Origin of the sequence: Bifidobacterium tissieri, assembly GCF_002259645.1 — a bacterium.
Lineage (GTDB): Bacteria > Actinomycetota > Actinomycetes > Actinomycetales > Bifidobacteriaceae > Galliscardovia > Galliscardovia tissieri.
The window spans coordinates 194,211-218,979 of sequence record NZ_MWWV01000002.1 but is presented as its reverse complement, the minus strand read 5'-3'; the positions used below and the strand labels follow the sequence as shown (position 1 = coordinate 218,979).

19 protein-coding genes and 1 pseudogene are annotated in these 24,769 nt (G+C 63.2%); 18 read left to right on the top strand and 2 right to left on the bottom strand.

The window, feature by feature from the left end; genetic code table 11:
• From BTIS_RS01690 to BTIS_RS01670, 5 genes are all read left to right on the top strand, one after another.
• Nucleotides 1-1,053 (top strand): glycoside-pentoside-hexuronide (GPH):cation symporter (locus tag BTIS_RS01690; protein ID WP_094662053.1); only part of this gene is annotated, 1,053 nt, incomplete at its 5' end.
• 827 nt (nt 1,054-1,880) lie between these two features.
• Nucleotides 1,881-2,909, top strand: coding sequence for a cystathionine beta-synthase (locus BTIS_RS01685; protein WP_094662051.1), 1,029 nt, complete (start codon nt 1,881-1,883; stop codon nt 2,907-2,909).
• Between the two features lie 158 nt (nt 2,910-3,067).
• Entirely contained in the window at nt 3,068-4,240 is a 1,173-nt protein-coding gene (locus BTIS_RS01680; protein ID WP_094662049.1) for a cystathionine gamma-synthase, read from the top strand.
• Between the two features lie 115 nt (nt 4,241-4,355).
• Entirely contained in the window at nt 4,356-6,302 is a 1,947-nt protein-coding gene (locus tag BTIS_RS01675) for a RecQ family ATP-dependent DNA helicase (RefSeq protein ID WP_245819203.1), read from the top strand.
• Nucleotides 6,303-6,558: 256 nt separating this feature from the next.
• Nucleotides 6,559-7,053: an S-ribosylhomocysteine lyase gene (locus tag BTIS_RS01670; protein WP_094662045.1), complete on the top strand. Its 495-nt coding sequence runs from the start codon at nt 6,559-6,561 to the stop codon at nt 7,051-7,053.
• Nucleotides 7,054-7,240: 187 nt separating this feature from the next.
• On the opposite strand, the gene BTIS_RS01665 is transcribed toward BTIS_RS01670, so the two are convergent.
• A complete protein-coding gene (locus tag BTIS_RS01665) occupies nt 7,241-7,996 on the bottom strand; it encodes a FadR/GntR family transcriptional regulator (protein WP_245819201.1) in 756 nt (251 codons plus the stop codon).
• A gap of 347 nt (nt 7,997-8,343) precedes the next feature.
• Between BTIS_RS01665 and BTIS_RS01660 the strand changes: the two genes are divergently transcribed.
• The 12 genes from BTIS_RS01660 (at nt 8,344) to BTIS_RS01605 (ending at nt 21,890) form a co-directional block, all read left to right on the top strand.
• The gene (locus BTIS_RS01660) at nt 8,344-8,874 is read left to right on the top strand and encodes a gluconokinase (RefSeq protein WP_094662041.1); all 531 of its coding nucleotides are present in this window, start codon (nt 8,344-8,346) and stop codon (nt 8,872-8,874) included.
• An 86-nt stretch (nt 8,875-8,960) separates the two neighbouring features.
• Complete coding sequence (gene gnd / locus BTIS_RS01655) at nt 8,961-9,854, top strand: phosphogluconate dehydrogenase (NAD(+)-dependent, decarboxylating) (protein WP_094662039.1); 894 nt, start codon at nt 8,961-8,963, stop codon at nt 9,852-9,854.
• Between the two features lie 390 nt (nt 9,855-10,244).
• Nucleotides 10,245-11,159 (top strand): DUF4862 family protein, encoded by a 915-nt coding sequence (locus BTIS_RS01650; protein WP_094662037.1) that lies wholly within the window; start codon nt 10,245-10,247, stop codon nt 11,157-11,159.
• The gene (locus tag BTIS_RS01645; protein WP_245819199.1) at nt 11,156-12,169 is read left to right on the top strand and encodes an ROK family protein; all 1,014 of its coding nucleotides are present in this window, start codon (nt 11,156-11,158) and stop codon (nt 12,167-12,169) included. The genes BTIS_RS01650 and BTIS_RS01645 overlap by 4 nt, the downstream gene beginning before the upstream one ends.
• Nucleotides 12,170-12,201: 32 nt before the next feature.
• Nucleotides 12,202-12,876, top strand: coding sequence for an N-acetylmannosamine-6-phosphate 2-epimerase (locus tag BTIS_RS01640; protein ID WP_094662035.1), 675 nt, complete (start codon nt 12,202-12,204; stop codon nt 12,874-12,876).
• A 354-nt stretch (nt 12,877-13,230) separates the two neighbouring features.
• Entirely contained in the window at nt 13,231-14,802 is a 1,572-nt protein-coding gene (locus BTIS_RS01635) for an ABC transporter substrate-binding protein (RefSeq protein ID WP_094662033.1), read from the top strand.
• A 272-nt stretch (nt 14,803-15,074) separates the two neighbouring features.
• A complete protein-coding gene (locus tag BTIS_RS01630) occupies nt 15,075-16,031 on the top strand; it encodes an ABC transporter permease (protein WP_094662031.1) in 957 nt (318 codons plus the stop codon).
• Between the two features lies 1 nt (nt 16,032).
• Nucleotides 16,033-18,108 carry a dipeptide/oligopeptide/nickel ABC transporter permease/ATP-binding protein gene (locus BTIS_RS01625; protein ID WP_094662029.1) on the top strand — a complete coding sequence of 692 codons (2,076 nt, stop codon included), beginning with the start codon at nt 16,033-16,035 and terminating at the stop codon, nt 18,106-18,108.
• The gene (locus BTIS_RS01620) at nt 18,105-18,950 is read left to right on the top strand and encodes an ABC transporter ATP-binding protein (RefSeq protein ID WP_094662027.1); all 846 of its coding nucleotides are present in this window, start codon (nt 18,105-18,107) and stop codon (nt 18,948-18,950) included. The genes BTIS_RS01625 and BTIS_RS01620 overlap by 4 nt, the downstream gene beginning before the upstream one ends.
• Nucleotides 18,951-19,072: 122 nt before the next feature.
• Nucleotides 19,073-20,029 carry a dihydrodipicolinate synthase family protein gene (locus BTIS_RS01615; RefSeq protein ID WP_094662025.1) on the top strand — a complete coding sequence of 319 codons (957 nt, stop codon included), beginning with the start codon at nt 19,073-19,075 and terminating at the stop codon, nt 20,027-20,029.
• Between the two features lie 46 nt (nt 20,030-20,075).
• A complete protein-coding gene (nagB, locus tag BTIS_RS01610) occupies nt 20,076-20,864 on the top strand; it encodes a glucosamine-6-phosphate deaminase (protein ID WP_094662024.1) in 789 nt (262 codons plus the stop codon).
• Between the two features lie 237 nt (nt 20,865-21,101).
• Nucleotides 21,102-21,890: a FadR/GntR family transcriptional regulator gene (locus BTIS_RS01605; RefSeq protein WP_245819197.1), complete on the top strand. Its 789-nt coding sequence runs from the start codon at nt 21,102-21,104 to the stop codon at nt 21,888-21,890.
• A 294-nt stretch (nt 21,891-22,184) separates the two neighbouring features.
• On the opposite strand, the pseudogene BTIS_RS01600 reads toward BTIS_RS01605, so the two are convergent.
• A pseudogene (locus BTIS_RS01600) lies at nt 22,185-23,621 on the bottom strand (APC family permease); the annotation flags it as partial.
• A gap of 260 nt (nt 23,622-23,881) precedes the next feature.
• Between BTIS_RS01600 and BTIS_RS01595 the strand changes: the two are divergent.
• Nucleotides 23,882-24,730, top strand: a complete 849-nt coding sequence (locus tag BTIS_RS01595) for an ATP-binding cassette domain-containing protein (protein WP_094662019.1) — start codon at nt 23,882-23,884, stop codon at nt 24,728-24,730.
• Nucleotides 24,731-24,769 lie beyond the last annotated feature (39 nt).

Below are 24,769 nucleotides of genomic sequence, written 5' to 3'. Positions count from 1 at the left end.
GCCATCTCTGAGGACTCCCATGAGCGCAGCGTCTACACTGCTCTCGGCTCCTTCACCGGCTCCATCGGCTACAACGGCATCACCGTGGTCGTCATCCCGATCGTCACCTACTTCAGCTACGTGTTCACCGGCTCCCACACCGAAAGCCAGTCCGGCTGGACGGCGTTCGGCGTCATCGTCGCGCTGCTTGGCATCCTCACCGCGCTCACCGTCGCGTTCGGCACCAAGGAGAACGAGAGTGCACTGCGTTCCAAGGCCCAGGAGAACGGCAACCCGCTGCAGGCGTTCGGCGCCCTGGCCCACAACGACCAGCTGCTGTGGGTCGCGCTGAGCTACCTGCTGTACGCCATCGCCAACGTGGCCACCACCGGCGTGCTGCTCTACCTGTTCAAGTTCGTACTCGGCCAGCCGGCCGCCTTCTCCATCGCCGGCGTGATCCCGATCATCACCGGTCTGGTCGCCGCGCCGCTCTACCCGATCCTCAACCGCTACATCCCGCGCCGCTACCTCTACCTCGCGGGCATGGTGTTCATGATCGCCGGCTACGTGATGTTCATCATCGGCGCGCAGAGCCTCACCCTCGTGATCGTGGCCCTCGTACTGTTCTACATCCCCGCCACGTTCATCCAGATGACCGCCATTCTGAGCCTTACGGATTCCATCGAGTACGGTCAGCTCAAGACCGGTCGTCGTAACGAGGCCGTGACCCTGTCCGTGCGACCGATGCTCGACAAGATCGCCGGCGCATTCTCCAACGGCATCGTCGGCTTCATCGCCGTGGCCGCCGGCATGGTCGGCACCGCCACCGCCGCCGACATGACCGCCGCCAACATCCGCACCTTCAAGATGTTCGCCTTCTACACGCCGCTCGCCCTGATCGTGGCCAGCCTCCTCGTGTTCATGTTCACCGTGAAGATCGATGAGAAGATGCATGCCGAGATCGTCGAGGAGCTTGAGGCCAAGCTCGCCAGCGGTGAGATCGAGTCCGAGGACGCCAAGGATGCCGATCTCGTCGAGGAGAACGCTGCGGAGGGTGCTGCTGCCAGGAAGTAGCGCATATAGCGGTTCACAACACGGGGATATCTTGACTCCATTGGTTCCACCATTGAAGAATGGGCGGAATCGCTAGGCATCCCCGTGTTGTGAACCGCTTTGTCATCCGGCCTTGGAGTTCCGAAATCCCGACGACGACGTCGGATATTCGGCGGGCGCGCGTGTATTCACCCCGATTGAAGATCGACAAGAAGATGCGAATCGGGAGATCCTGAAGTCAGGATTTCACATAATGAGATCGAGGAATGTGAAAACAATATGTTGACACGGTGATAGTGGAATTTGGGCATTTGCGTTGAAAGATCAACGGAATGGTCGAGTACTGGCCGTTGCCGTGCTGCATTGTTCTTTTATGAGTGTGATTGTAACGACACGCGGGGGTGCACGGGTGTGCTAACGTTTGAGTCATGACGTTCTTTTCATGTTGTTGTCGCTAGCCGCCGCCCCTCTGGGTATGCAAACCGGGTACCGTACGATGTACCGGAGCATATGGGGGTGCTGGTCAGTGACGCATAACTGAAACAGGACGGTTTTTCATTTCGGCCACGTCGGGCCATGAATCCATGATCATCAATCCAGCATCATCCCGGTGCGGCGATCGTCGATCATACGATTCCCACGACGATACGGTCATCGAAATCGAACTCTAACGGTTTACGAATCATTCCCCCGTCATGTTTCACGCGATTGCAACACCGGCCGGCAAAGGGGCAGGCGGTGTCATCCGGTCGCACGACGCACATATACGGTAACAGCGCACGGCGGCCAATCCACACCAAAATCAGCAATCGGATATAGAAAACCGGTCAATCCGCAGGGGGAACATCATGACCATCGCAAACTCCATCACCGCACTCGTTGGAAACACTCCGCTCGTCCGGCTCAATCACGTCACCGAAGGCATCGACGCCACCATCGCCGTCAAGGTCGAATACCTCAACCCCGGCGGTTCATCCAAGGATCGCATCGCCGCCCGCATCATCGACGCGGCCGAACGCTCCGGACAGCTCAAGCCCGGCGGCGTGATCGTCGAACCCACCAGCGGCAACACCGGCGTCGGACTCGCGCTCGTGGCCCAGCAACGCGGATACCGCACGATATTCGTGGTACCTGACAAGGTTTCCGAAGACAAGCGATCCGTGCTACGCGCGTACGGCGCTGAGGTCGTGGTCGCACCCACCGACGTGGAACCCGACGATCCGCGCTCCTACTACAACGTATCCGACCGTCTCGCCCGTGAGATCCCCGGCGCGTTCAAGCCCAACCAGTACAGCAACCCCAACGGACCGGAAAGCCACTATCGCACCACCGGCCCCGAGATCTGGGAGGCCACCGACCGCAAGGTGACGCACTTCGTGGCCGGCATCGGCACCGGCGGCACCATCTCCGGCACCGGTCACTTCCTCAAGGACGCATCCGCCAACCAGGTGACCGTCATCGGATCCGACCCGGAAGGATCCATCTACTCCAGCCCCGACAACGTGCACCAGTACAAGATCGAAGGCGTGGGGGAGGACTTCTACCCCGACGCATACGACCCGTCCGTGGTCGACGAGATCGTACAGGTCAACGACGCCGAAGCGTTCGAGATGACCCGCCGATTGGCCGCCGAGGAGGGACTGCTCGTGGGAGGTTCGAGCGGCATGGCCGTCGTCTCCGCGCTCAAGTACGCGCGTGAACACCAGCTCGGCAAGGACGCGCTCATGGTGGTGCTGCTGCCCGACTCCGGACGCAGCTACCTAGGCAAGATCTTCAACGATCAGTGGATGCGAGACAACGGATTCGGCGACATCGTGGACCGCACGGCACAGCCCTCGCTCGTGGATACGGTGCTCGGAACGTCGGCGAACGCGTGACGGCGACGCACGGTGCTTCCTCATGCGTTGTCCCTCGTGAACCGCACTGATACGCCACAATCCCAAACCTCATAACACCAATACAACACGTCAGCAATCACCACACTTAGCAATTACACTCACTACGGCACCAGCCATCACATCCAAAGGAGCACATCATGACCATCGACTTCACCGCCACCCAGCTCGCCACCCGCGCCATCCACGCCGGTCAGGAGCCCGATCCGATCACCGGTGCGGTCGTCCCGCCGCTCTACCTGACCTCCACGTTCAAGCAGGACGGCGTCGGCCAGCTGCGCCACGGCTACGACTACAGCCGATCGGTGAACCCCACCCGAGACTCCTTCGACACGCAGCTCGCCGCGATCGAAGGCGGCAAGTACGCGCTCGCCTTCTCCTCCGGACTCGCCGCGATCGACGTGCTGCTGCGATCCACGCTCAAGCCCGGCGACCGCGTGCTGCTCGGCAACGACGTGTACGGCGGCACTTACCGACTGCTGAGCAAGGTGTTCGTGCCGTGGGGCATCGGGCTGGACGTGGTCGACATCTCCGACGTGGACGCGGTGCGTGAGGCTCTCAGCGCCAACGACTACGCAACCATCTGGGTGGAAACCCCGTCGAACCCGATGCTGCGCATCACCGACGTGGAGGCTGTGGCCGCCCTCGCGCACGAGCATGGCACTCGGATCGTCGTCGACAACACGTTCGCCTCGCCCGTGCTGCAGCATCCGCTCGAGCTCGGCGCCGACGCCGTGGTCTACTCCACCACCAAGTACATCGGCGGCCACTCCGACGTGGTGGGCGGCGCGATCGTGCTCAACGACGAGGAGACGCGCGACAAGGTGGCGTTCCTGCAGAACTCCGCCGGCGCCGTGCCCGGACCGTTCGACTCCTGGCTGCAGACCCGTGGCCTCAAGACCCTGGAACTGCGCGTGAAGCGACACAGCGCCAACGCGCTCGCCATCGCCGAACATCTGGCGGCCCGTCCCGAAGTGGAGCGCGTGCTCTACCCGGGTCTGGAATCGCACCCCGGCCACGAGATCGCCGCGCGTCAAATGCACGGCGGATTCGGAGGCGTGGTCTCCGTGCAGCTGGCCGCCGGCCGTGACGCCGCACTGAAATTCGCCGCCGGCACCGAGATCTTCACGCTCGCCGAATCGCTGGGCGGTGTGGAATCGTTGATCGAGCACCCGGCCGCCATGACCCACGCATCGGTCTCCGGCACCACCCTGCAGGTGCCCGACAACCTCATCCGCCTGTCCGTCGGCGTGGAGAACGTGGACGATCTGATCGCCGATCTCGATCAGGCGCTCGAACGCAGCGCGCAGTAAGCCCCTTGGCAAGGCTCTGGCAAGCGTCTAGCAAAACGATCGCCTATCGAGGGCGGGTGCCGGTCGGTTTCGACAGCGCCCGCCCTCGGTGCTATGGAGTGCTATGGTCGGGATCATGGCAGACATGAACGATGCGCGGTCCGCACTCAGGCAATACTTCGGCTACGACGGATTCCGACCCGGGCAGGAACCGCTGATCCACGCCATCCTGCAGGGGCGCGACGCACTCGGCGTCATGCCCACCGGTGCCGGAAAATCACTCTGCTATCAGATCCCCGCCGTCCTCATGCACGGCGTCACCATCGTCATCTCGCCACTCGTCTCACTCATGGCCGATCAGGTCGCCGGCCTCGAAGGCAACGACATCCACGCCGTCTGCATCAACTCCACGCAAAGCCCCGAGGAACAGTCCGTCGCGCTCGCCGAAGCGCGATCCGGCCGCTGCAAGGTCATGTACGTGGCCCCCGAACGACTCGACACCCAACGATTCGTGGAATTCGCCGCCACGCTCGACATCGCGCTCGTCGCCATCGACGAAGCCCACTGCGTATCCCAATGGGGACAGGACTTCCGTCCCGCCTACCTCGGCATCGGCGACTTCCTCAGCCGACTGCCCGACAGGCCCGTCGTCGCCGCGTTCACCGCCACCGCCACCGAACGCGTACGCCGCGACATTGTCAACCTCGTGGGATTGCGCGATCCGCAGATCAGCGTCACCGGATTCGATCGCACCAACCTCTACTTCGACGTGATCAAGGCCGTACCCACCGTCAAACGGCAGTGGATCGAACGGTATGTGACCGCCCGCCCCGACGAATCCGGCATCATCTACTGCGCCACCCGCAAGGAGACCGAGTCGCTCGCCGCCGACCTGTGTGCGCATGGCGTGCGCGCGGTGTGCTATCACGCGGGACTGCCGCCCGAGGAGCGTCATGCGGCCCAGCGCGCATTCGTCAACGACGAGGCGCCCGTGGTGGTGGCCACTAACGCGTTCGGCATGGGCATCGACAAATCCAACGTGCGCTACGTGATCCATCACAACATGCCCGACAGCATCGAGGCCTACTATCAGGAGGCCGGCCGCGCCGGACGAGACGGGCTCGCCTCGCGTTGCACGCTGTTGTGGAGCGACGGCGATATTGCCACCCGTCGTCGATTCATCGAAATGGAGAACGGCAACGAACGCCTTACCGACGAGGAGGCGCAGGCCGTGCGCAACCGTCGCCGCGTACTGCTCGACGGCATGATCGGCTACTGCCGTACCACCGACTGCCTGCACCGGTACATCACCTCGTATTTCGGAGAGACCGGCGAGGTGAAGTGTTCGGGGTGCTCCAACTGCGACGGCGAATTCGAAACGATCGACGTGACCGACATCGCCGTGTCCATCGGCAAATGCGTGTCCGAAATGGGGCAGCGCGGCCGACGGCAGGGCGAGGAGGCGCGAAAATACGGTGCCGGCAAGATCGTGCAGGTGCTGCGCGGCTCCGATGCCCGGGAAATGCACGACTGGCGGCGTCTCGACTCCTGCCCCATGTACGGCAGACTGCGTGACGTGCCGGATTCCCGGATCCGCGATGTGCTGTCGCAGATGGTGGCCGACGGATATCTTGCGGTGGAGGAGGGGCGGTTCCCGCTCGTCTGGTTCGGTGTTCGCAGCATGGATATGAGGCGGGTTGGCTTCCGTATGGTGATCAAGCAGGTGAGCCGGCCGGCTGACAGTGACGATCATGGCGGCGGTTCGGGCGGCGGCACGACCTACGGTGGTTCGGGCGGTTCGAAGACCGGCGGCTCGTCGCGTAGGACCCGCAGTGCGGTACCCGTCGAACTCGACGGTGCGGACGCCGAACTGTTCGTACGATTGCGTGAACTGCGCATGGAGATCGCCCGCGCGGAAGCCATTCCGCCATATCGGGTATTCGGCGACAAGACGTTGTGCGACATGTGCGTGCGGAGGCCGCGGAACGACGGCGAATTCCTGGCGGTCAACGGCGTGGGGCAGAAGAAGCTCGAACAGTACGGCGGGCGCTTTCTTGCTGTGATCCGCGACTTCGGCGACTGACGGGTGCCAGAGGCGTTGGGTTCCTTTGGCACCTACCGATGCCCGAAGCCACTCGCTGATAACGGACGATAACCGACACTCATACCGACATGCGTGGCGGGGTGGTTGACTTGGCGGCCGTCGCGGACAACAGTAGGGGATGGGTCCCGATCCGTTCGGGATCGACGGACGCCGGGCCGCGGTTGCGGACGGATGCGACGTGTGCCGGCACGGATTCGGTATGCGTCGTCATGAATCACAGTCAAAAGGAGTCGTCATGACGGACGAAACACACGAGAAGCCGGTTGTTGAGAGCTTCCAGCTAGATCACACCAAGGTCAAGGCACCGTACGTGCGCTACATCGACACGGAAACCGGCCCTCACGGCGACGTGATCTCCAACTATGACCTGCGTCTGGTGCAGCCGAATGAGAACGCCATTCCGACCGGCGGTCTGCACACCATCGAGCATACGATCGCCGTGCTGCTGCGCGAACGCATTCCGGGCTACATCGACTGCTCGCCGTTCGGCTGCCGTACCGGCTTCCATCTGCTGACGTGGGGCGAGCACTCCACCGAGGATGTGGCGAAGGCGCTCAAGGAGTCGCTGGAGTTCATCGCGTACAAGGCCACGTGGGACGACGTGCCGGCCACCACGATCGAAAGCTGCGGCAACTACCGTGACCACAGCCTGTTCACGGCCAAGGAATGGTGCAAGGACATCCTGGCCAAGGGCATCAGCTCCGATCCGTTCGAGCGCAAGGTGGTGTGAGGCCTGCTGGTTCCGGCGGTCCGCGGTTCGAACATGCGGGAGCGCCCGGAACAATACGGGCTGGAAAAGACGAAATCTGCAATTCGTAGTGTGATACGGACGTTTTTGGCAACGAAAACGTCCGTAAACTACTACGAATTGCAGATTTCGTCCTTTTTGTACCGGATTTTGCTGGCTGCCGTCTGCGTTAGCGTGCGGCGATGACCTTGCTGACCTCGTCGACGATGTCGTGCATGCCCTTGCGGGCTCGCTCGGCGTCGCCCTTCCACACGGCGTCGGCGACGGCGTCGTGCGCGTCGAGTGCGCTGGGCGACGGTCGGCTCGGATACATGTTGATCTCCACACGACCGCGCAGAATGGTCGCCACGATCGGCGCAAGGGATGCGAACAGTTCGTTGCCGCTGTTGCGAAGCAGCATCGAATGGAACTCGATGTCGAGATCGTGGAACGGTTCCAGATCGCCGGCCTCGCCGTGCCTGCGCATCTCCATGGCAAGCACCGGCATCTTGGCGCGCACATCCAGCGATGCGCGGGTGGCTGCTCCGGCGGCTGCGGCCGGTTCGATAGCGAGTCGAAGTTCGGTGAGGGACATGAGCTCCTGTTTGCGTTGGCTCGAGTGCAGTTTCCACTGGATGACCTGCGGATTGAGTGCCGCCCATGCGGACGGGTCCTGTGCCACCAGTCCGACGCGCCGACGGATCGTCACAGCGTCGGCCGCCTCAAGGTAGCGTGCGGCGTCGCGGGCCACCGTGCGGGAGACGCCGAAACGGTTCTGGATGTCCTCCAGTGTGATGTTGCCGCCCACGATCCAGCGTCCGTCGATGATGTCGATGGCCAGCTGATCGGCGATGGGCAGGTGCATAAGCTTGCCGTCCGCGGATGATTCGTTGGCGTTGGGCGGCATCGATGGTGATGCCGACGGGGATTTCGGCGTATCTGTCATAGGAAAAAGACTACCAATTCTGTGTGTCTCGGACGAGGAATGCGTTGGATCCGTGTTGTGCGGCCAGGTGTGACTGCGTCGATCATGGACGACCGCGGACGACTGGACCGATCATCATTTTTTAAAAGTACTCTTTTTAAATTGACAAAGAGTACTTATTGACGATAGAGTGGATGTCAGCAACCGCGGTGCATGACAGTCTCGGTGTGTGACGACCGGCGTCGGGAATCCGGGAATCACATTCAGGCAATGCGGTCGGTTGAATCAGTTGGTCAGTCCAGCCGATTGGATTGGACGGAACGAACGGATCGGTCGGCTGACCGGTCAGTCAGGCGAAGGAGCGGACAATGAGCGTGCATGTAGTGGTTATGGGTGTTGCCGGATGCGGCAAATCAACGGTGGCCGAGGCCATTCGGGATCGTATGGGATATGCCATGGCGGAGGGCGATGATTTCCATCCGCAGGCCAATATCGACAAGATGTCCGCCGGCATTCCGCTGACCGATGAGGATCGCTGGCCATGGTTGCGCGTGATCAACAGCTGGATGGTGGCGCGTGATTCGATCGGGGAATCCACCGTCGTCTCCAGCTCGGCGCTCAAGCGGTCCTATCGTGACGTGCTGCGTGAGAACGTGCCGGTGTTTTTTGTGCATCTTGCCGGAACGCCGGAGCTCATCGGCGAGCGCATCGCCGCGCGTAAGGGGCACTTCATGCCGCCGGCGCTGCTGCCCAGCCAGTTCGCCGCTCTCGAACCGTTGCAGCCCGACGAGCCGGGCATCGAGATCTCCATCGAAGGCACCATGGAGGAGGTGGTCGAGAGAGCCATCGCCGCGGTGAAGGAACATGCCGCCAAGGAGGAGCGTGCGCTGGCGCAGTAGCCGGCAGACAACGCTCCGGGAATCGCCGTAATCATTACGAACCAGTACCAACCACAACCATCACAGGAATCGGAAAGAAGGACACTATGCAAATCGGAATGATCGGACTCGGCCGTATGGGCGGCAACATGGTCAGGCGTCTGAAGGCGGGCGGACACACCGTCGTCGGCTTCGATGTGAATCCCGAATCGGCGCGTGACGTCGACGGTCTTGAGGCGCTGGTCGCCGCGCTTGACGCTCCGCGCATCGTATGGGTCATGGTTCCCGCCGGCAAGCCCACGGAATCCACTATCGATGCGCTCAAGGCGCTGCTCGAACCGGGCGACGTGGTGATCGACGGCGGCAACTCCAAGTACACCGAGGATCGCAACCATGCGGCATCGCTTGCGGAACGCGGCATCCGGTTCCTTGACTGCGGCGTGTCCGGAGGTGTGTGGGGTGCCGAACGCGGTTATGCGCTCATGCTCGGCGGGGATCGCGAGACGTTCGAATATGTGCGTCCGCTGCTCGAGACGCTCAAGCCGGAGGGGGAGCACGGTCTGGTGCTGGCCGGGCCCGTGGGCGGCGGCCACTTCGCCAAGATGGTGCATAACGGCATCGAATACGGTATGATGCAGGCGTTCGGCGAGGGCTTCGCCACCATGATGAAAAGCGAGTACATCGACAATCCGGCCGAAACCATGGATTCGTGGCGCGAGGGATCCGTGGTGGCGTCCTGGCTGCTCGATCTGTTCGACAACGCCACCGAGCATGATCCCGAGCTGGCGGATGTGCCGGCCGTGGCGAACGAATCCGGCGAGGCGAAGTGGATGATCGAGGCGGCCCTTGAGCTTGGCGTGCCGACGCCGGCGACCGCTGCGGCCCTGTGGCAGCGGCAGACCTCGCGCGGCGGTGCCGACGACATCCTGCGCGTGGTCACCGCGATGCGCGCCCAGTTCGGCGGCCACGTCACCAAGGTCGACGAGATCGCCACGCACTGAGTGGTGTGCCTCGGCTGGGCTGAGGTGTCGTTGCCCGTGCCGCATTGTTTGCTGTTTTCCGTCGGCCCGCACTCGCCAGGTGCGGGCCGATTTCGTTGTACGGTGTATATGGCACGGAACGTCATCGGGGGCTATGGACGTTTTCGTGGTCATTGTGGAACGAGCCGTAGTCGTGGGTGGATGTGCGGGTTGCGTCACATTGTGCGTTGCGACTGAGCTGTAATCAAGGGGGCTATCGGGCGGTACGCCGACATGAAATAGATCAGACGTCTGATGTCGTGGTAGACTGTGGTCATTGCCGGGTTATGCAACCGACATGCACGGTCCGACTGAATCGGACGATATGCGTATTCGACGATGAGTCACGCAACGGCGTATCAAGGAGGAATGATGATCCAGCCCACCTTCGTGGTCGGCGCATACGCGTCGCTCCCGCATCACAGGGACGACCAGCGGAAATACTATGAACTGCTTGGCGAACAGTCGTGGGTCGACGCCATTGAAATCCCATACCCCGGCGATCTTGCCGATCCAACGGATCGTGCATGGTACGCCGACGCGTTGCCGCCCGTCTGGTGCCGCAACGTGATCACCGCCATTCCCGGCACCATGCAGGCAGTCGGGCGCGATCCCGGTTTCGGTTTGGCAAGTCCTAATGATGACGGACGTCATGCCGCGATCGAGTTCGTTCGGAACATCAACGACGTCATCGCCGATCTGACCGAGCGTCGTGGAGCCAACGACGTGGCCTTCGTGGAGCTGCATTCGGCACCCACCGGCCGTGCCGATGCCGACGCCATGCGGCGGTCCCTCGCCGAACTAACGTCATGGGACTGGCGAGGCACACGACTGGTGATCGAACACTGCGATCGATTCGTCGACGGACAGAAGCCGGAGAAGGGCTTCCTGCCGATCGACGCCGAAATCGAACTGTGCCGACAGGCCGGCGTGGGCCTGACCGTGAACTGGGGGCGCAGCTGCGTGGAGGGGCGGGATGCGAACCTGCCGCTTGCCCACGTCACGGCGGCGGCGCAGGCCGGCGTGCTCACCGGACTCATGTTCTCCGGAGCCGGTCCGGACGTCACGCAATACGGCTACGCATGGATCGACGGCCACCTGCCCATGAACCCCGACGAGCCCACGTCGCTGATGGACTCCGACCATATCCGCGCATGCGTGGCTGCGGCCATGACGTGCGAATCGTTGGAATACATCGGGGCCAAGGTCTGCGTGCCCGGTGACAGCGATCTGCGTGAGCGGGTCGGTTATCTTGAACGCATTCACCACGCGGTGGTGGGGCAATGAGCGGCGTCGGTACGACGGACGGCGTCAGCATGGCGAATGGCGAGCGCCGGTATCTCGCCTTCGACATCGGCGGCACCAAGATCGCGTCGGGCGTGGTGTCGTTGCCGTCCGTTGATTCGCTGGCTCAGCCCGTGGTCGCCGATGTCGAGATGATTCCCACCCTTGCCGATCGTGGCGGCGACGATGTGCGCGAACGTCTGGTGGAATTCGCAGTCCGGCGGATCGAACGATGCGCGCATGATGGCGTGGACATCGTCGGTGTGGGCATCGGTTCGGCCGGCGTGGTCGATTCGTCGTCCGGGGTGATCCTGTCCGCCACCGATCTGATGCCGGGCTGGGCCGGGCAGCATATCACGGCGGCGGTCGGCGAGGCCACGGGCCTGCCCGTGCATATGGTGGGCGACGTGGGTGCGCACGGCATCGGCGAGGCATTGTATGGAGCCGGTCGCGGATATCCGATCATGCTGTCGGTGGGCGTAGGTACGGGCATCGGCGGCGCGGTCGTGGATCATGGGCGGCTGATCACCGGCGCGCATGGCGTGGCCGGACATGTCGGTCATATGCCACACGGTCTGGGCACAGGCATGCGCTGTTCGTGCGGTACGACCAGCGGGCATATCGAACCGGTGGCATCGGGCACCGGCATCGCCGACCTGTTCGAATCCCGTCGTCCCGATGATGTGGCTCCGGCTGCGAACGCCGCCGCGATCGCGCGGCGCGCGGCGGCGGGGGAGCGGTACGCCGTGGAGATCCTGACCATGAGCGCGCGTGCGCTTGGCGAATGCCTCGCCGGCATGGGCAATCTCATCGACCCGGCGGCGATCGTGCTGTCCGGATCGGTGGTCAACGCCGGCGAGGTGTGGTGGCGGGCCCTGCGCGAGGGGTTCGCCGACGGCGCGCTGCCGTTGCTGCGATCCACGCCGCTGCTGCGCGGGCGGCTTGGCGGTGACGCCCCGCTGATCGGCGCGGCTGCGGCGTTCGCCGCATACTCAGATATCTGTCATGCGTAATCGTCATACGTGATCATGCAAAGGAGCATCATATGAATCCGATCATCGAACAGATCAAGGGCGGTCTGGTGGTCAGCTGCCAGGCGTATCCGGGCGAGCCGCTGCGGCATCCGGAGACCATGGCGCAGATGGCCATGGCCGCGGAGATCGGCGGGGCGGTGGCCATCCGCTGCCAGGGTCTCGCCGACATCGCCGCGATCAAGGGGCAGGTGAAGGTGCCGGTCATCGGCATCTGGAAGGAGGGTGACGACGGCGTGTATATCACGCCCACGCTGCGTCATGCGCGCTGTTGCGCAGCCGCCGGAGCCGACATCGTGGCCATCGACGCCACACGTCGGCCGCGGCCCGACGGCCTCACGTATGCGCAGACCGTGGAGGCGCTGCATCGCGACGGTGTGATCGTGATGGCCGACTGCGGAAGTTTCGCCGATGCACAGCAGGCCGTCGACGCCGGCACCGATATCATCTCCACCACGCTGTCGGGATACACCGGCGAACGGGAGAAAACCGATGGTCCCGATTTCGAACTGCTCGGGCAGATGGTCGACGCGTTCCCCGATGTGCCGGTGCTGTGCGAGGGACGCATCCACACGCCCGATCAACTGGCCGAGGTGATGCGGCGCGGAGCCTGGGCGGCGGTCGTCGGCACGGCGATCACCCATCCGACCAGCATCACGCGGTGGTTCGCCGCGCGGCTCAAAGGCTGAGTCCGGTTTGTGATTCGCGGGTTCGGTGCCTGTCTGACGCACGGCTGCGTCATATGGGCACCGAGCCGATCGTCCGGTGCCTGTCCGACGCATTCGTGTGTTGAACAGGCACCGTAGTGTTTGTTTGGTGCCCATATGACGTATGCGTGCGTCGTATGGGTACCGTACTGTGTGCCCGAGGGATTGGAATTGGCGTATATACGACGAAGTGTGTACGACAGCCAAGAGATCAGATGTCATACGACACTCCGTATTGCGGTAAGACATCAGACGTCATATGATTATGCCAAGTTCGGGACGCGTCGAGGCATCCCGGGCATTCAAGGAAGTAGGAAATCAAAGGAGAGCACTACGATGTCGTTATTCAGGAACCGACTGACCAAGGCCGCGGCCCTGGTCGTCGCCGGCGCCATGACGCTCAGTCTCGGCGCATGCGGCGGCGGTGGAGATACCGCCAAGACCTCGTCCGGCACCGCCGTGGCCGACACCATCACCGCACAGGTGGCATACGCCAGCCGTGACTTCGCCCCATCCACCACGTCCAGCGCCCTCGCCATGGCCGGCAACTGGCACGTGACCGAACCGCTCTACGCACTCAACTACTCGGATTTCTCCGTCTACAACGCCCTGGCCAAGGGTGAGCCGGAGCAGGTGTCCGACACCGAATACGTGGTCACCCTGCGTGACGGCGCCAAGTTCTCCGACGGTACCGCCGTCACCCCCGAGGACGTGGTCAGCTCGTGGAAGCGCACCACCGCCGAAGGCAGCCTCTACGTCTCCATGCTCGACTTCATCCAGAACGTGGAGGCCAAGGGCGACAACCAGGTGACCTTCACGCTCAAGCGGGCCTTCCCGATGTTCAAGCAGCGTCTGGCCCTCATCCAGATCGTGCCGACCTCCATGAGCGACGCCGACCTCAAGGCCCAGCCCGTCGGTTCCGGCCCGTGGAAGTACACCGAGATCACCGACCAGCAGGTCAAGTTCGACCGGAACGACCAGTACAACGGCGACTACAAGGCGCAGACCAAACACATGGTGTGGAACGTGGCCGTGGACGACACCTCCCGCGTCACCGCCATGCAGGCCGGCAAGACCGACGTCATGGAAATGGTGCCCGCCAACGCGTTCAAGACCCTCGAATCCTCCGGATCCGAACTCGACACCGTGCAGGGCTTCAACCAGCCGTTCCTGATGTTCAACACCAAGAAGGCCCCGTTCGACAAGGCCGAGGTGCGTCAGGCCGTGTTCTACGCCATCGACACGCAGAAGCTCATCGACAACCAGATGAACGGACAGGCCACCGCCGCCACCAGCTTCCTGCCCGAGAACTTCCCCAACTACCACAAGGCCAGCACCGTCTACAAGCAGGATCTGACCAAGGCCAAGAAACTGCTCAAGGACGCCGGCGTGACCGGTGAGCTCAAATTCACCCTGTACACCACCGACCAGTCCTGGATCACCCAGCTGGCGCCGCAGATCAAGAACGATCTCGCCCAGATCGGCATGAACGTGGACATCCAGTCCATGGCATCCTCCGCCCTCTACCCGAACGTGACCGACAAGGCCGACGCCGACTACTCGATGGTCCTCGCCCCCGGTGATCCGTCCGTGTTCGGCAACGACCCCGATCTGCTCATGAACTGGTGGTACGGCGACAACGCCTGGACCAGGACCCGCACCTTCTGGAAGGACTCCGACGGCTACAACCAGCTCCACGAGCTGATGGACAAGGCCATCGCAGCCAGCAGCGACCAGGAACGCCAGGAGTACTGGAACCAGTGCTTCGACCTGCTCAGCGAGCAGGTGCCGCTCTACCCGCTGTTCCACCGCAAGACGACCACCGCCGTCAAGAAGGGCGTGTTCGAGAAGTTCCAGCCCATCGGCTCCACCGGCATCAATCTGGTGGAAGCCAAGCTCAGCAAGTAGCCCACCCCTTCCCAACCAACAAACGGCCGCAAGCCGGCCGCAGTCGTTCAGCCGTTCGCGGCCATCATTCATCGATCGCGAACGGCTGATCAATGCCCCGGCCCGTGGACCGGATCACTGATCCAACACCCACACAATCCGCATCCGCGGGCCGGTTCCTCTCTTGTTCTTTCTCCTGTTCGTCAAGGCCCGGCGACAGCCATGCCGCCTCACCGTCCGTCGGCCACACGACCGACCGCATTCATGTTCACCATTCATTGGGAGACACAGACGTGAATAATCTTCTACGACTTCTTGGCAGACGACTGATCGCCCTGCCATTCATGGCATTCGGAGTGACACTGCTCGTCTACTTCCTCATGTCGTTCTCACAGTACGATCCCGCCGTCGCCGCACTCGGCGAAAACGCCACCCCCGAGGCGCTCGCCGCATACCGCCACGAGATGGGCTTCGACCGCCCCTGGTGGGAGCAGTTCTTCTCCTACCTCGGCGGCCTGCTGCACGGCGACCTCGGCGTATACGGCGTCAACAAGGACTCCGTGGGCGCGCGCATCGCCGACGCCTTCCCGATCACCCTGCAGCTGACGTTCATCGGTCTGCTCATCGCCGTGGTCCTCGCCGTGATCTTCGGCGTACTCGCCGCCCTCTACCGCGACACCTGGGTCGACCAGACCATCCGAGTCGTGTCCATCATCGCCATCGCCACCCCGTCGTTCTGGCTCGGCGTGCTGCTCATCTACCTGCTGCAGATCCAGCTGTCCTGGCTGCCCGGTGCCGGCGAACTGCCCGCATTCACGCAGGACCCGTCCGGCTACCTCGCCCGCATGGCCATGCCCAGCTTCGCACTCGGCCTGCCCGTCGCCGGCTCGCTGACCCGCATCATCCGCACCTCCATGGTCGAGGAGCTCGACAAGGACTACGTGCGCACCGCCATTGGCGCGGGCGTGCCCAAACGCGTGGTCGTGGCACGCAACGTGTTCCGCAACGCGCTGATCACTCCGGTCACCGTACTCGGCATGAAGATCGGCTACCTGATGGGCGGCGCGATCGTCATCGAGGTCATCTTCTCTCTGCCCGGCATGGGCACCGCTATGTTCGACGGCATCAACAACAACCAGCCGATGCTCGTGCAGGGCGTGGTGCTCGTCGTCGCCCTGGCGTTCATGGTGGTCAACGTGATCGTCGACCTGCTGTACGTGCTCATCAACCCGCGAATCAGGACGGTGTGACATGTTCGGAAGCAACAACGCAACCAAGGAATTCAGCAAACCCGGAACCAAGGTCAAGGTCCGTCGCTGGTCGAGCATGACCATCGGCACCCGCATCTCCGTGATCGTGATCGCCGTGCTGGCGCTCGCCGCCATCCTCGCGCCCGTCGTCACCCCGCACGACCCCACCGAGATCACCATGAGCTACGATTCGCCGAGCGGCGACCACTGGTTCGGCACCGACAACCTCGGCCGAGACGTGTTCTCCCGCGTGATCTACGGCGCCCGGTACTCGCTTGTCATCGGCCTGACGTCGATCGCGTTCGCCCTCGTCGTGGGCGCGATCATCGGCGCGATCGCCGCCGTCTCCCGCACGTGGATCTCCGAAATCATCATGCGACTGATCGACGTGGTCATGTCCGTGCCGACGATCGCCCTGGCCGCCGTGTTCGTGTCGATTCTCGGACAGTCGATGATCGGCATCATCATCTCGATCGGCGTGCTCTACGTGCCGCAGATCGCACGCATCGTACGAGCGAACATCATCAGCGAATACGGCAAGGACTACGTGCGTGCCGTGATCGTCTCCGGCGCCCGCGCGCCGTGGATCCTGTTCAAGCATGTGACGCGCAACATCGCCGCCCCCGTCATGGTGTTCACCACGCTGTCGGTGGCCGACGCGATCGTGTTCGAGGCGTCGCTGAGCTTCATCAACGCCGGCATCCCCGAGCCCACGCCCACCTGGGGCAACATCCTCTCGTCCGCCAAGGCCGGCGTGCTGTACGGCTACTGGTGGCAGGCCATGTTCCCCGGTCTGGCGATCATGATCACCGTGCTGTGCCTGAACATCCTGTCCGAAGGCATCACCGACGCCATGGTGGCCGCCCCCACCGCGCCGATCAGGCAGACCGCCGACGAGGCCGAGCTCAAGCGCAAGGAGGATCGTCTGTTCATCGATCCGGTGGCCGCCTACAAGGCCCAGCACGAGAACCTCGAACTGCGTCTCGCCCAGCTGCGCGAGGCGGAGCTCAGGCGCAAGGACCGCTTCATCCCGCTTTCGCAGGAACCGCCGGTCATCGAGGTTCGGGACCTGTGCATCAAGTTCCCGCGCCACGGTGACGTGAACGTGGTGGACCACCTGTCGTTCTCCGTACGCCCCGGCGAGACCATGGGCCTGGTGGGCGAGTCCGGCTGCGGCAAGTCGATCACCTCGCTGGCCATCATGGGACTGCTCGACCCCAAGGCCCAGATCAGCGGCGAGATCCTGTTCGACGGCAAGAACCTGGTGGGCATGGACCCCAAGGAGCACAACGCGTTGCGCGGCCACGAGATCGCCATGGTCTATCAGGACGCGCTCTCCAGCCTCAACCCGTCCATGCTCATCAAGGCGCAGATGAAACAGCTCACCTCCCGCGGCGGCACCCGCAGCGCCGAGGAACTGCTCGAACTCGTGGGCCTGGACCCGAAGCGCACGCTCGAATCCTACCCGCACGAGCTCTCCGGCGGTCAGCGTCAGCGCGTGCTCATCGCCATGGCCCTCACCCGCGATCCCAAGCTCATCATCGCCGACGAACCCACCACCGCCCTCGACGTGACCGTGCAGAAGCAGGTGATCGACCTGCTCAACGAACTGCGCGAGAAGCTCGGCTTCGCTATGATCTTCGTCTCGCATGATCTGGCGCTCGTGGCCAAGGTGGCCCACTCCGTCACCGTCATGTACGCCGGACAGGTGGTCGAACAGGCCTCCACCAAGGAGATCCTCACCGACCCCCGTCACGAATACACGCGAGGCCTGCTCGGATCCGTCACCTCCATCGAAGCCGGTCAGGGCCGTCTCCATCAGGTGCCCGGTACCGTGCCCAGCCCGGCCGACTTCCCCAAGGGCAACCGCTTCGCGCCCCGATCCTCGCGCCCCGACCACGGTCTGGACGTGTGCCCGGTGATGAAGGTCGTACCTGGAACCCAGCATTACGTGGCCTGCCAGCCCGACGACCCCGAACCGGGCCCGGCCCCCGATTTCACCTACGACTGGTTCGCGGCAACCCCCGAAGTGGCGGCCCGCGAGGCGGCCAAGGCGCTGAAAGGAGCACAGCGATGAGTGAGACGAACAGCAAGCGCAACGCCAGCAAGGCTACGCCCATCATCGAACTCAAGGACATCGAGGTCGTGTTCACCACCCGCGCCGGATCGCTCTTCCACCCCAAGAAGATCACCGCCGTCAACAAGGTGAACCTCCGGCTTATGCCCGGACGCACGATCGGCATCGTCGGCGAGTCCGGCTGCGGCAAGTCCACCACCGCGAACGTGATGTGCGGACTGCAAAGCGTGACCGGCGGCACGGTGTTCTTCAAGGGTCAGGACGTCACCCGGCGCACGGCCAAGGAGCGCATGGACATCGGACGCGTGGTCTCCGTGGTCTTCCAGGATCCGGCCACCGCGCTCAACGCCCGCATGAGCGTACAGGAGCAGCTCATGGACCCGCTGGTGGTGCACAGCCTCGGCAATGAGGAATCACGCCGTAAGCGCGCCTACGAACTGATCGACATGGTGGGTCTGCCCAAGTCGGCGCTCAACGCCCTGCCCGGCCAGCTTTCCGGCGGCCAGCGTCAGCGCGTGGCCATCGCCCGAGCCCTGTCGCTCAACCCGGACGCGATCATCGCCGACGAACCGACAAGCGCCCTCGACGTGTCGGTGCGCGCGCAGATCCTCAATCTGCTGAGCGATCTCAAGAAATCGCTCGGACTGTCGATGGTGTTCATCAGCCACGACATCCAGACCGTGCGATACGTGTCCGACGAGATCGTGGTGATGAACCACGGCACCATCGTCGAACATGGCGAGGCCCACGACGTGCTCACCAACCCGCAGGACCCCTATACGCGGATGCTGCTCGGCGCTGCGCCATCGCTGCTGCACCCCACGCCGGACGAATGCATCTGACCGGATGCGCGACCGGCCGGCGGCTGACCGATTGAATCAGCCGCCGGCCATCGGTCACACCATCCTCATACCGCCACAATCACCACAATCGCACAACACAACAGAACAAAGGAAACCCAACCATGACCACCACCTTCCGCGGCGTCATCCCGCCCGTCGTCACCCCGCTCACCGCCGAGCGCGAACTCGACCGTGCCAGCTTCAAACGTTCGATCGATCGACTGATCGACGCCGGCGTCAACGGCCTGTTCTTCCTCGGCTCCTCCGGCGAGGTCGCGTTCAGCACCGACCGTCGTCGTCGCGAGATCATCGAGGCCGCCATCGAATTCGTGGCGGGACGAGTGCCCGTGCTCGTCGGCTGCATCGACACCGAAACCAACCGTGTGATCGAACACGCCAAGGTCGCCAAGGAACTCGGTGCCGACGCGATCGTCGCCACCGCGCCGTTCTACGCGCTCGGCGGCCTGCCGGAGATCGAGAACCACTTCCGCCTGATCCATCAGGCCGTGGACCTGCCGCTGTTCGCCTACGACATCCCCGTCTGCGTGCACGTCAAACTGCCCGGCGACCTGCTGGTACGGCTCGGACTCGAGGGCGTGCTGACCGGCGTGAAGGATTCGTCGAACGACGACGTGGCCTTCCGCTTCCTCGTGGATGACAACAACAAGGCCGGCCATCCGCTCACCCTGCTCACCGGTCAGGAGGTCGTGGTCGACGGCGCGTACATGGCCGGTGCCGACGGCAGCGTTCCCGGTCTGGGCAACGTGGAATGCACCGGATACGTGCGCATGTGGCAGGCGTGCGAGGCCGGCGACTGGGCCACCGTGCGCGCCGAACAGGACAAGCTCGCCGCACTCATGCGCATCGTCACCGTCACGTCCGGCGTGTCCGGATTCGGTGCGGGCGTGGGTGCATTCAAGACCGCCATGGCATTGCTCGGCGTGTTCGACACCAACCAGATGCCCAATCCGGTGCAGGCGCTGCAGGGCGAGAACGTGGCGGCCGTGGCCGCCGTGCTGCGCGAATGCGGACTCGAACCCGTGCGCACCCCCGAGGACGTCACCAACTCCACGCACTGAACCATCTGAACCCTGAACCATCAACGATCGTTGAAAGGAATCTCCCATGGCGGAAGTCATCATCGTCAAGAACCAGGATGAGGCAGGCGCACTATATGCCAAGGCCGTCGCCGATCTCATCGAACGCAAGCCCTTCGCGGTGCTCGGCCTGGCCACCGGATCCACGCCGCTCACGGCCTATGAACATCTGGCGCTCGAAGTGCGCGACCGCGGCCTCGACGTCTCCCACGTGCGCGGATTCGCGCTCGACGAGTACGCCGGACTGCCGGTCGAGCATCCGGAATCCTATCGGAGCGTGATCACACGAACCGTGGTGGAGCCACTCGGTCTTGATCCCAGGCATGTGCATGTACCCAACGGATCACTGGACACCATCGCCACCGCGGGCACCGACTACGATCGCGCCATCGAGGAGGCCGGCGGCATCGACGTGCAGATCCTCGGCGTGGGTACCGACGGCCATATCGGATTCAACGAGCCGGGCAGCTCTCTGGCATCCGGCACGCGCATCAAGACGCTTACCCAGCAGACGCGCGTCGACAACGCCCGCTTCTTCGACGGCGATATGAACCAGGTGCCCACGCACTGCATCACGCAGGGCATCGGCACGATCATGAAGGCCCGGCATCTGGTGCTGCTCGCGTTCGGAGAGAACAAGGCCGACGCCGTGGCCGCCAGCATCGAAGGACCCGTTTCGGCCATGTGCCCGGCCTCGGCGCTGCAGCTGCATCCGCATGCCACGTTCATCGTGGACGAGGCCGCGGCCGGCAAGCTCAGGCTCGCCGACTACTATCGCTGGGTCTACGTGAACAAGCCGTCCTGGCAGGGCATCTGATCGATCGGCGGATGTCGGTTACTACATAGTGACATCCGCTGGTGCAATCAATGATTCCCCGGCGTCGAATCGACCCTTTACGCTGATTCGACGCCGGAACCGTGCTATAAAAAGAGTATCCGTGGTTGCCGTTGACCATGTCCCGGAGCGGTTTGGAGGGACACGACTCCAATTACGTAGCCGATATCAGCGTCCGTACCGACGCCGATGATCATGCATATTCTGAAAGGAACGTAGATGCCGTCCACGCCGGTCAGTGATTTCGTGGTTTCCGTACCGTCGATGTCCTATCTGGATCGTTCTCCGATCGATACGGATACCCCCCAGCAGCCGAGCCGCTGCGATATCACCATGGACGCGATCAAGTCGTACATCATCAACCACAAGCTGGTGCCCGGCGACAGTCTGCCCACCGAAACCGAACTGTGCCAGGCGGTCAAGGCATCGCGCTCGTCCGTCCGCGAAGCGGTGCGCAAGCTCGAGGCGCTGCACATCGTCAAGGTGGTGCACGGCAGGGGCACGTTCGTCGGCGACCTGTCCCTGGAACCGCTCGTCGAAACGCTGGCGTTCCGCGCCATGGTCAAGGCCACCAGCAAGCAGGACTTCAGCGAGCTGCGCAACGTGGTGCAGGTCCGTCGTTCACTTGACAAGGGTGTGGCCGAGCCGATCGTCGCCGCGCTGAAGGGCACCGAACAGCCCGAACTCGTCGAGATCACCGATCGTATGATGCAGCGGGCCAATGAGGGCGACAGCTTCCTCGACGAGGACATCGCCTTCCATTCCCGACTGCTCGCCTACGCCGACAACGCCGTGCTCAGCCAGCTGTCCGACAGTCTGTGGATGGTGCACATGGCCGTGCTGCCCAGTCTGGGACTGCAGGTGTCCGCACAGCTCAGGGACAGTGCCGAAGCGCATCGTGACATGCTCGACGCCGCGCTCGCCGGCGATGCCGACGCCTACCGCAGGGCGGTGGATGATCATTACCGTCCCATCGACGCCATTCTTGCCGACGAACTCGATCGATGAATCGGCGATCGGTGTGACGCCGATTGCCGGCCGCCAGTCCCGGTCGTCGTTGCACCACATATGCGAATGGGCTCTCCTCGTTGCTCGAGGGGAGCCCATTTTCGTTGATCCGCGATCGCGAGTGTGGGGGATCGCCTACGCTTACTTGACCTCCTTGGCCTCAGCCTCCTTGACCACGGTCTCGGCCTTGGCCTCGGCGGCTTCCTCGGACACGCTTGCAGCCGCGGTCGCGGTCGTATCCGCGGCGACCGCTTCGCGCTGCTGGTTGGCGATGGCGGCGTCGATGGCCTTACGCGCCTTCTTCTGCGCCTCCTGACCGAGCTTGGAGTTCCTGCGGCTGAAGCCGAAGTACACGCACAGGCCGATCGCCAGCCAGATGGCGAATCGCACCCAGGTCTCCCAGTTCAGACCGGCGATGAACACCAGGCAGAAGATGATGGACAGGATCGGCGTGAACGGCACGCCCGGCGCCTTGAATCCGCGGTGTGCGTTCGGCTGGGTCTTGCGCATCCACAGCACGCCGGCCGACACGATCATGAACGCGGACAGCGTACCGATGTTCACCAACTCGAACAGGATGTTGATGTTGATGAAGCCGCCGGCGACGGCGGTGAGAATGCCGAAGAACCAGGTGCCCTTGAACGGGGTCAGGTACTTCTTGTGCACCTCGCCGAACAGCTTGGGGAACAGGCCGTCGCGGGCCATCGCATAACAGATGCGGGACTGGCCGTACAGCTGCACAAGCATCACGGTGGTCATACCGACCAGTGCGCCGAGGTTCACGATCACGGCCAGCCAGTTGAGACCGGTCGCCAGGATCACGCCGGCCACGGGAGCGTCGATGAACTTTGCGAACTCCTGGTACGGCACCACGCCGGTCATCACCAGCGTCATGACGATGTAGATCACCGTGGAGATGGCCAGCGAGATCAGGATGCCGCGGGGCAGCGTCTTGTTCGGATTGACGGTCTCCTCGGCCGAGGACGAGACGGCGTCGAATCCGATGAAGCTGAAGAACACGATCGACGCGGCCGGAATGATGCCGTACGGCTGCGTCGAACCGGGCTGGAACGTGTAGATGCCGTACGGGGAGAACGGCTTCCAGTTCGCGGGATTCACGTACCAGACGGTGCAGATGATGAACAGCACGATGATGCCGAGCTTGATCATGACCATGATGTCGTTGGCGCGCTTGGTCTGGTTGATGCCGATCGACAGCACCCATGTGATGATCAGCACGATCACGAAGCCTGGCAGGTTGAAGTACGTGGTCACGCCCGGCGTGGTGCCGTACGCGGCGGTGAGCTCCACCGGCAGATGCAGGCCGAACCCTTCCAGCAGCTTGTTGAAATATCCCGCCCATCCGGCCGACACGGTGGCCGCCTGCAGGGCGTATTCCAGAATCAGATTCCAGCCGATGATGAACGCCACGAGTTCACCGAACGCCAGATAGGCGTACGAGTAGGCGGATCCCGAAACGGGGGCCATGGATGCGAACTCGGCGTAGCACAGTCCGGCGAAACCACAGCAGATGGCGGCCAGCAGGAACGACACCGCCAGCGCCGGACCCGCGGTAAGCGCACCCTTGCCGGTGAGCACGAAGATGCCGGTGCCGATGATCGCACCGATGCCCAGCATCGTCAGGTCGAAGGTTTTCATCGTACGTTTCAGCGGGGTGGACTCGGCGACGATGGTCGCCACGTCCTTTTTGCGCAGAAGACTGCTGCTCATGATTCCCTCTCGTATTCAATAATTCATAATTACGAAACTCTCACATCATACGGGCATAACATGCGCGTTTATGTTTCGGATGTCTGAAAACAGCAAAAAATCTCAAATTATAGGACAGTGGGCACTGATCTTCACGATAACGACACGCCGCTTTCTTGAATTACCGTCGCCCGGCGAGTCGGACCAATCCCGCCGGCCCGACACGGCCGGGCTAGTATGGAAACCGCGAGTCGATTCACGGGAACGACGAGGAGGAACCCATGGGATTGCTGGATATGTTCACACGCAAGGAGATCGACACGCGCAGACGGTCGCTCTCGTTCGTGCTCAACGATGCGAAAGCTGTATATGACGACGGTCGAATCGGACTCGAACCCACCACGCTGACCATCTCCGAAAAACGCGTCGCTGTGATCGGCCTCAACGGTGCCGGCAAATCCACGCTGCTCAAGCTCATCGACGGTGCGATGACGCCCGCATCCGGAACCGTGAGCGTGGTCCGGCACATCCTCGACGACAACGACGAGCCCGTCGACGGGCAGGACACCGCCTACGATCCGTCGCACAAATCCGACGCCAAGGCGCTCAAGGACATCATCGGCATCGTGCGCCGTGAGGAGATCCCCAACAGCTACTACATGGCGGAGAACATCTCGGAAGCCCTGGACGCGCCGCTGAAGAAGCGTAAGATGCCCGATGCCATGCGCAACGAGACCATCGGCGCACTGTTCGCCCACTTCGGCCTGACCGCCCACGCCCGTCAGAAGGCCGACGCGCTCGACAGCGAGAAACGCCATCTGCTCGCCATCGTCAGCGCGCTCGCCATCAGCCCGGCCGCCATCGTGGCCGACGAGCCGACCAAGGGCCTCGACGAACCCGCCACCCGCAACGTGGCCCGCGCCTTGTTCAGCTACGATCGACAGGTCGTCTTCGCCACGCATGACCTGACCCTGGTGACCGATCCGATCTACGCCATCGACCGCGTGCTCGTGCTCGACGAACATCGCGTGGTCTTCGACGGCGCGCCCAACGACGCCGTCGACCATTACAACGATCTGATCCGCGAGCGCTACGAACGCATGAAGGCAGGCAACAACAGTGAGCGGTGATAGCGAACGGCGATAAAGCCGGCGTGAATGTCAAGAAAA

Coding starts and splice junctions, on each gene's coding strand:
- BTIS_RS01685 (WP_094662051.1), top strand. CDS start 1,881: ATGACCATCGCAAACTCCATCACCGCACTCGTTGGAAACACTCCGCTC.
- BTIS_RS01680 (WP_094662049.1), top strand. CDS start 3,068: ATGACCATCGACTTCACCGCCACCCAGCTCGCCACCCGCGCCATCCAC.
- BTIS_RS01675 (WP_245819203.1), top strand. CDS start 4,356: ATGGCAGACATGAACGATGCGCGGTCCGCACTCAGGCAATACTTCGGC.
- BTIS_RS01670 (WP_094662045.1), top strand. CDS start 6,559: ATGACGGACGAAACACACGAGAAGCCGGTTGTTGAGAGCTTCCAGCTA.
- BTIS_RS01665 (WP_245819201.1), bottom strand. CDS start 7,996: ATGACAGATACGCCGAAATCCCCGTCGGCATCACCATCGATGCCGCCC.
- BTIS_RS01660 (WP_094662041.1), top strand. CDS start 8,344: ATGAGCGTGCATGTAGTGGTTATGGGTGTTGCCGGATGCGGCAAATCA.
- gnd (WP_094662039.1), top strand. CDS start 8,961: ATGCAAATCGGAATGATCGGACTCGGCCGTATGGGCGGCAACATGGTC.
- BTIS_RS01650 (WP_094662037.1), top strand. CDS start 10,245: ATGATCCAGCCCACCTTCGTGGTCGGCGCATACGCGTCGCTCCCGCAT.
- BTIS_RS01645 (WP_245819199.1), top strand. CDS start 11,156: ATGAGCGGCGTCGGTACGACGGACGGCGTCAGCATGGCGAATGGCGAG.
- BTIS_RS01640 (WP_094662035.1), top strand. CDS start 12,202: ATGAATCCGATCATCGAACAGATCAAGGGCGGTCTGGTGGTCAGCTGC.
- BTIS_RS01635 (WP_094662033.1), top strand. CDS start 13,231: ATGTCGTTATTCAGGAACCGACTGACCAAGGCCGCGGCCCTGGTCGTC.
- BTIS_RS01625 (WP_094662029.1), top strand. CDS start 16,033: ATGTTCGGAAGCAACAACGCAACCAAGGAATTCAGCAAACCCGGAACC.
- BTIS_RS01620 (WP_094662027.1), top strand. CDS start 18,105: ATGAGTGAGACGAACAGCAAGCGCAACGCCAGCAAGGCTACGCCCATC.
- BTIS_RS01615 (WP_094662025.1), top strand. CDS start 19,073: ATGACCACCACCTTCCGCGGCGTCATCCCGCCCGTCGTCACCCCGCTC.
- nagB (WP_094662024.1), top strand. CDS start 20,076: ATGGCGGAAGTCATCATCGTCAAGAACCAGGATGAGGCAGGCGCACTA.
- BTIS_RS01605 (WP_245819197.1), top strand. CDS start 21,102: ATGCCGTCCACGCCGGTCAGTGATTTCGTGGTTTCCGTACCGTCGATG.
- BTIS_RS01595 (WP_094662019.1), top strand. CDS start 23,882: ATGGGATTGCTGGATATGTTCACACGCAAGGAGATCGACACGCGCAGA.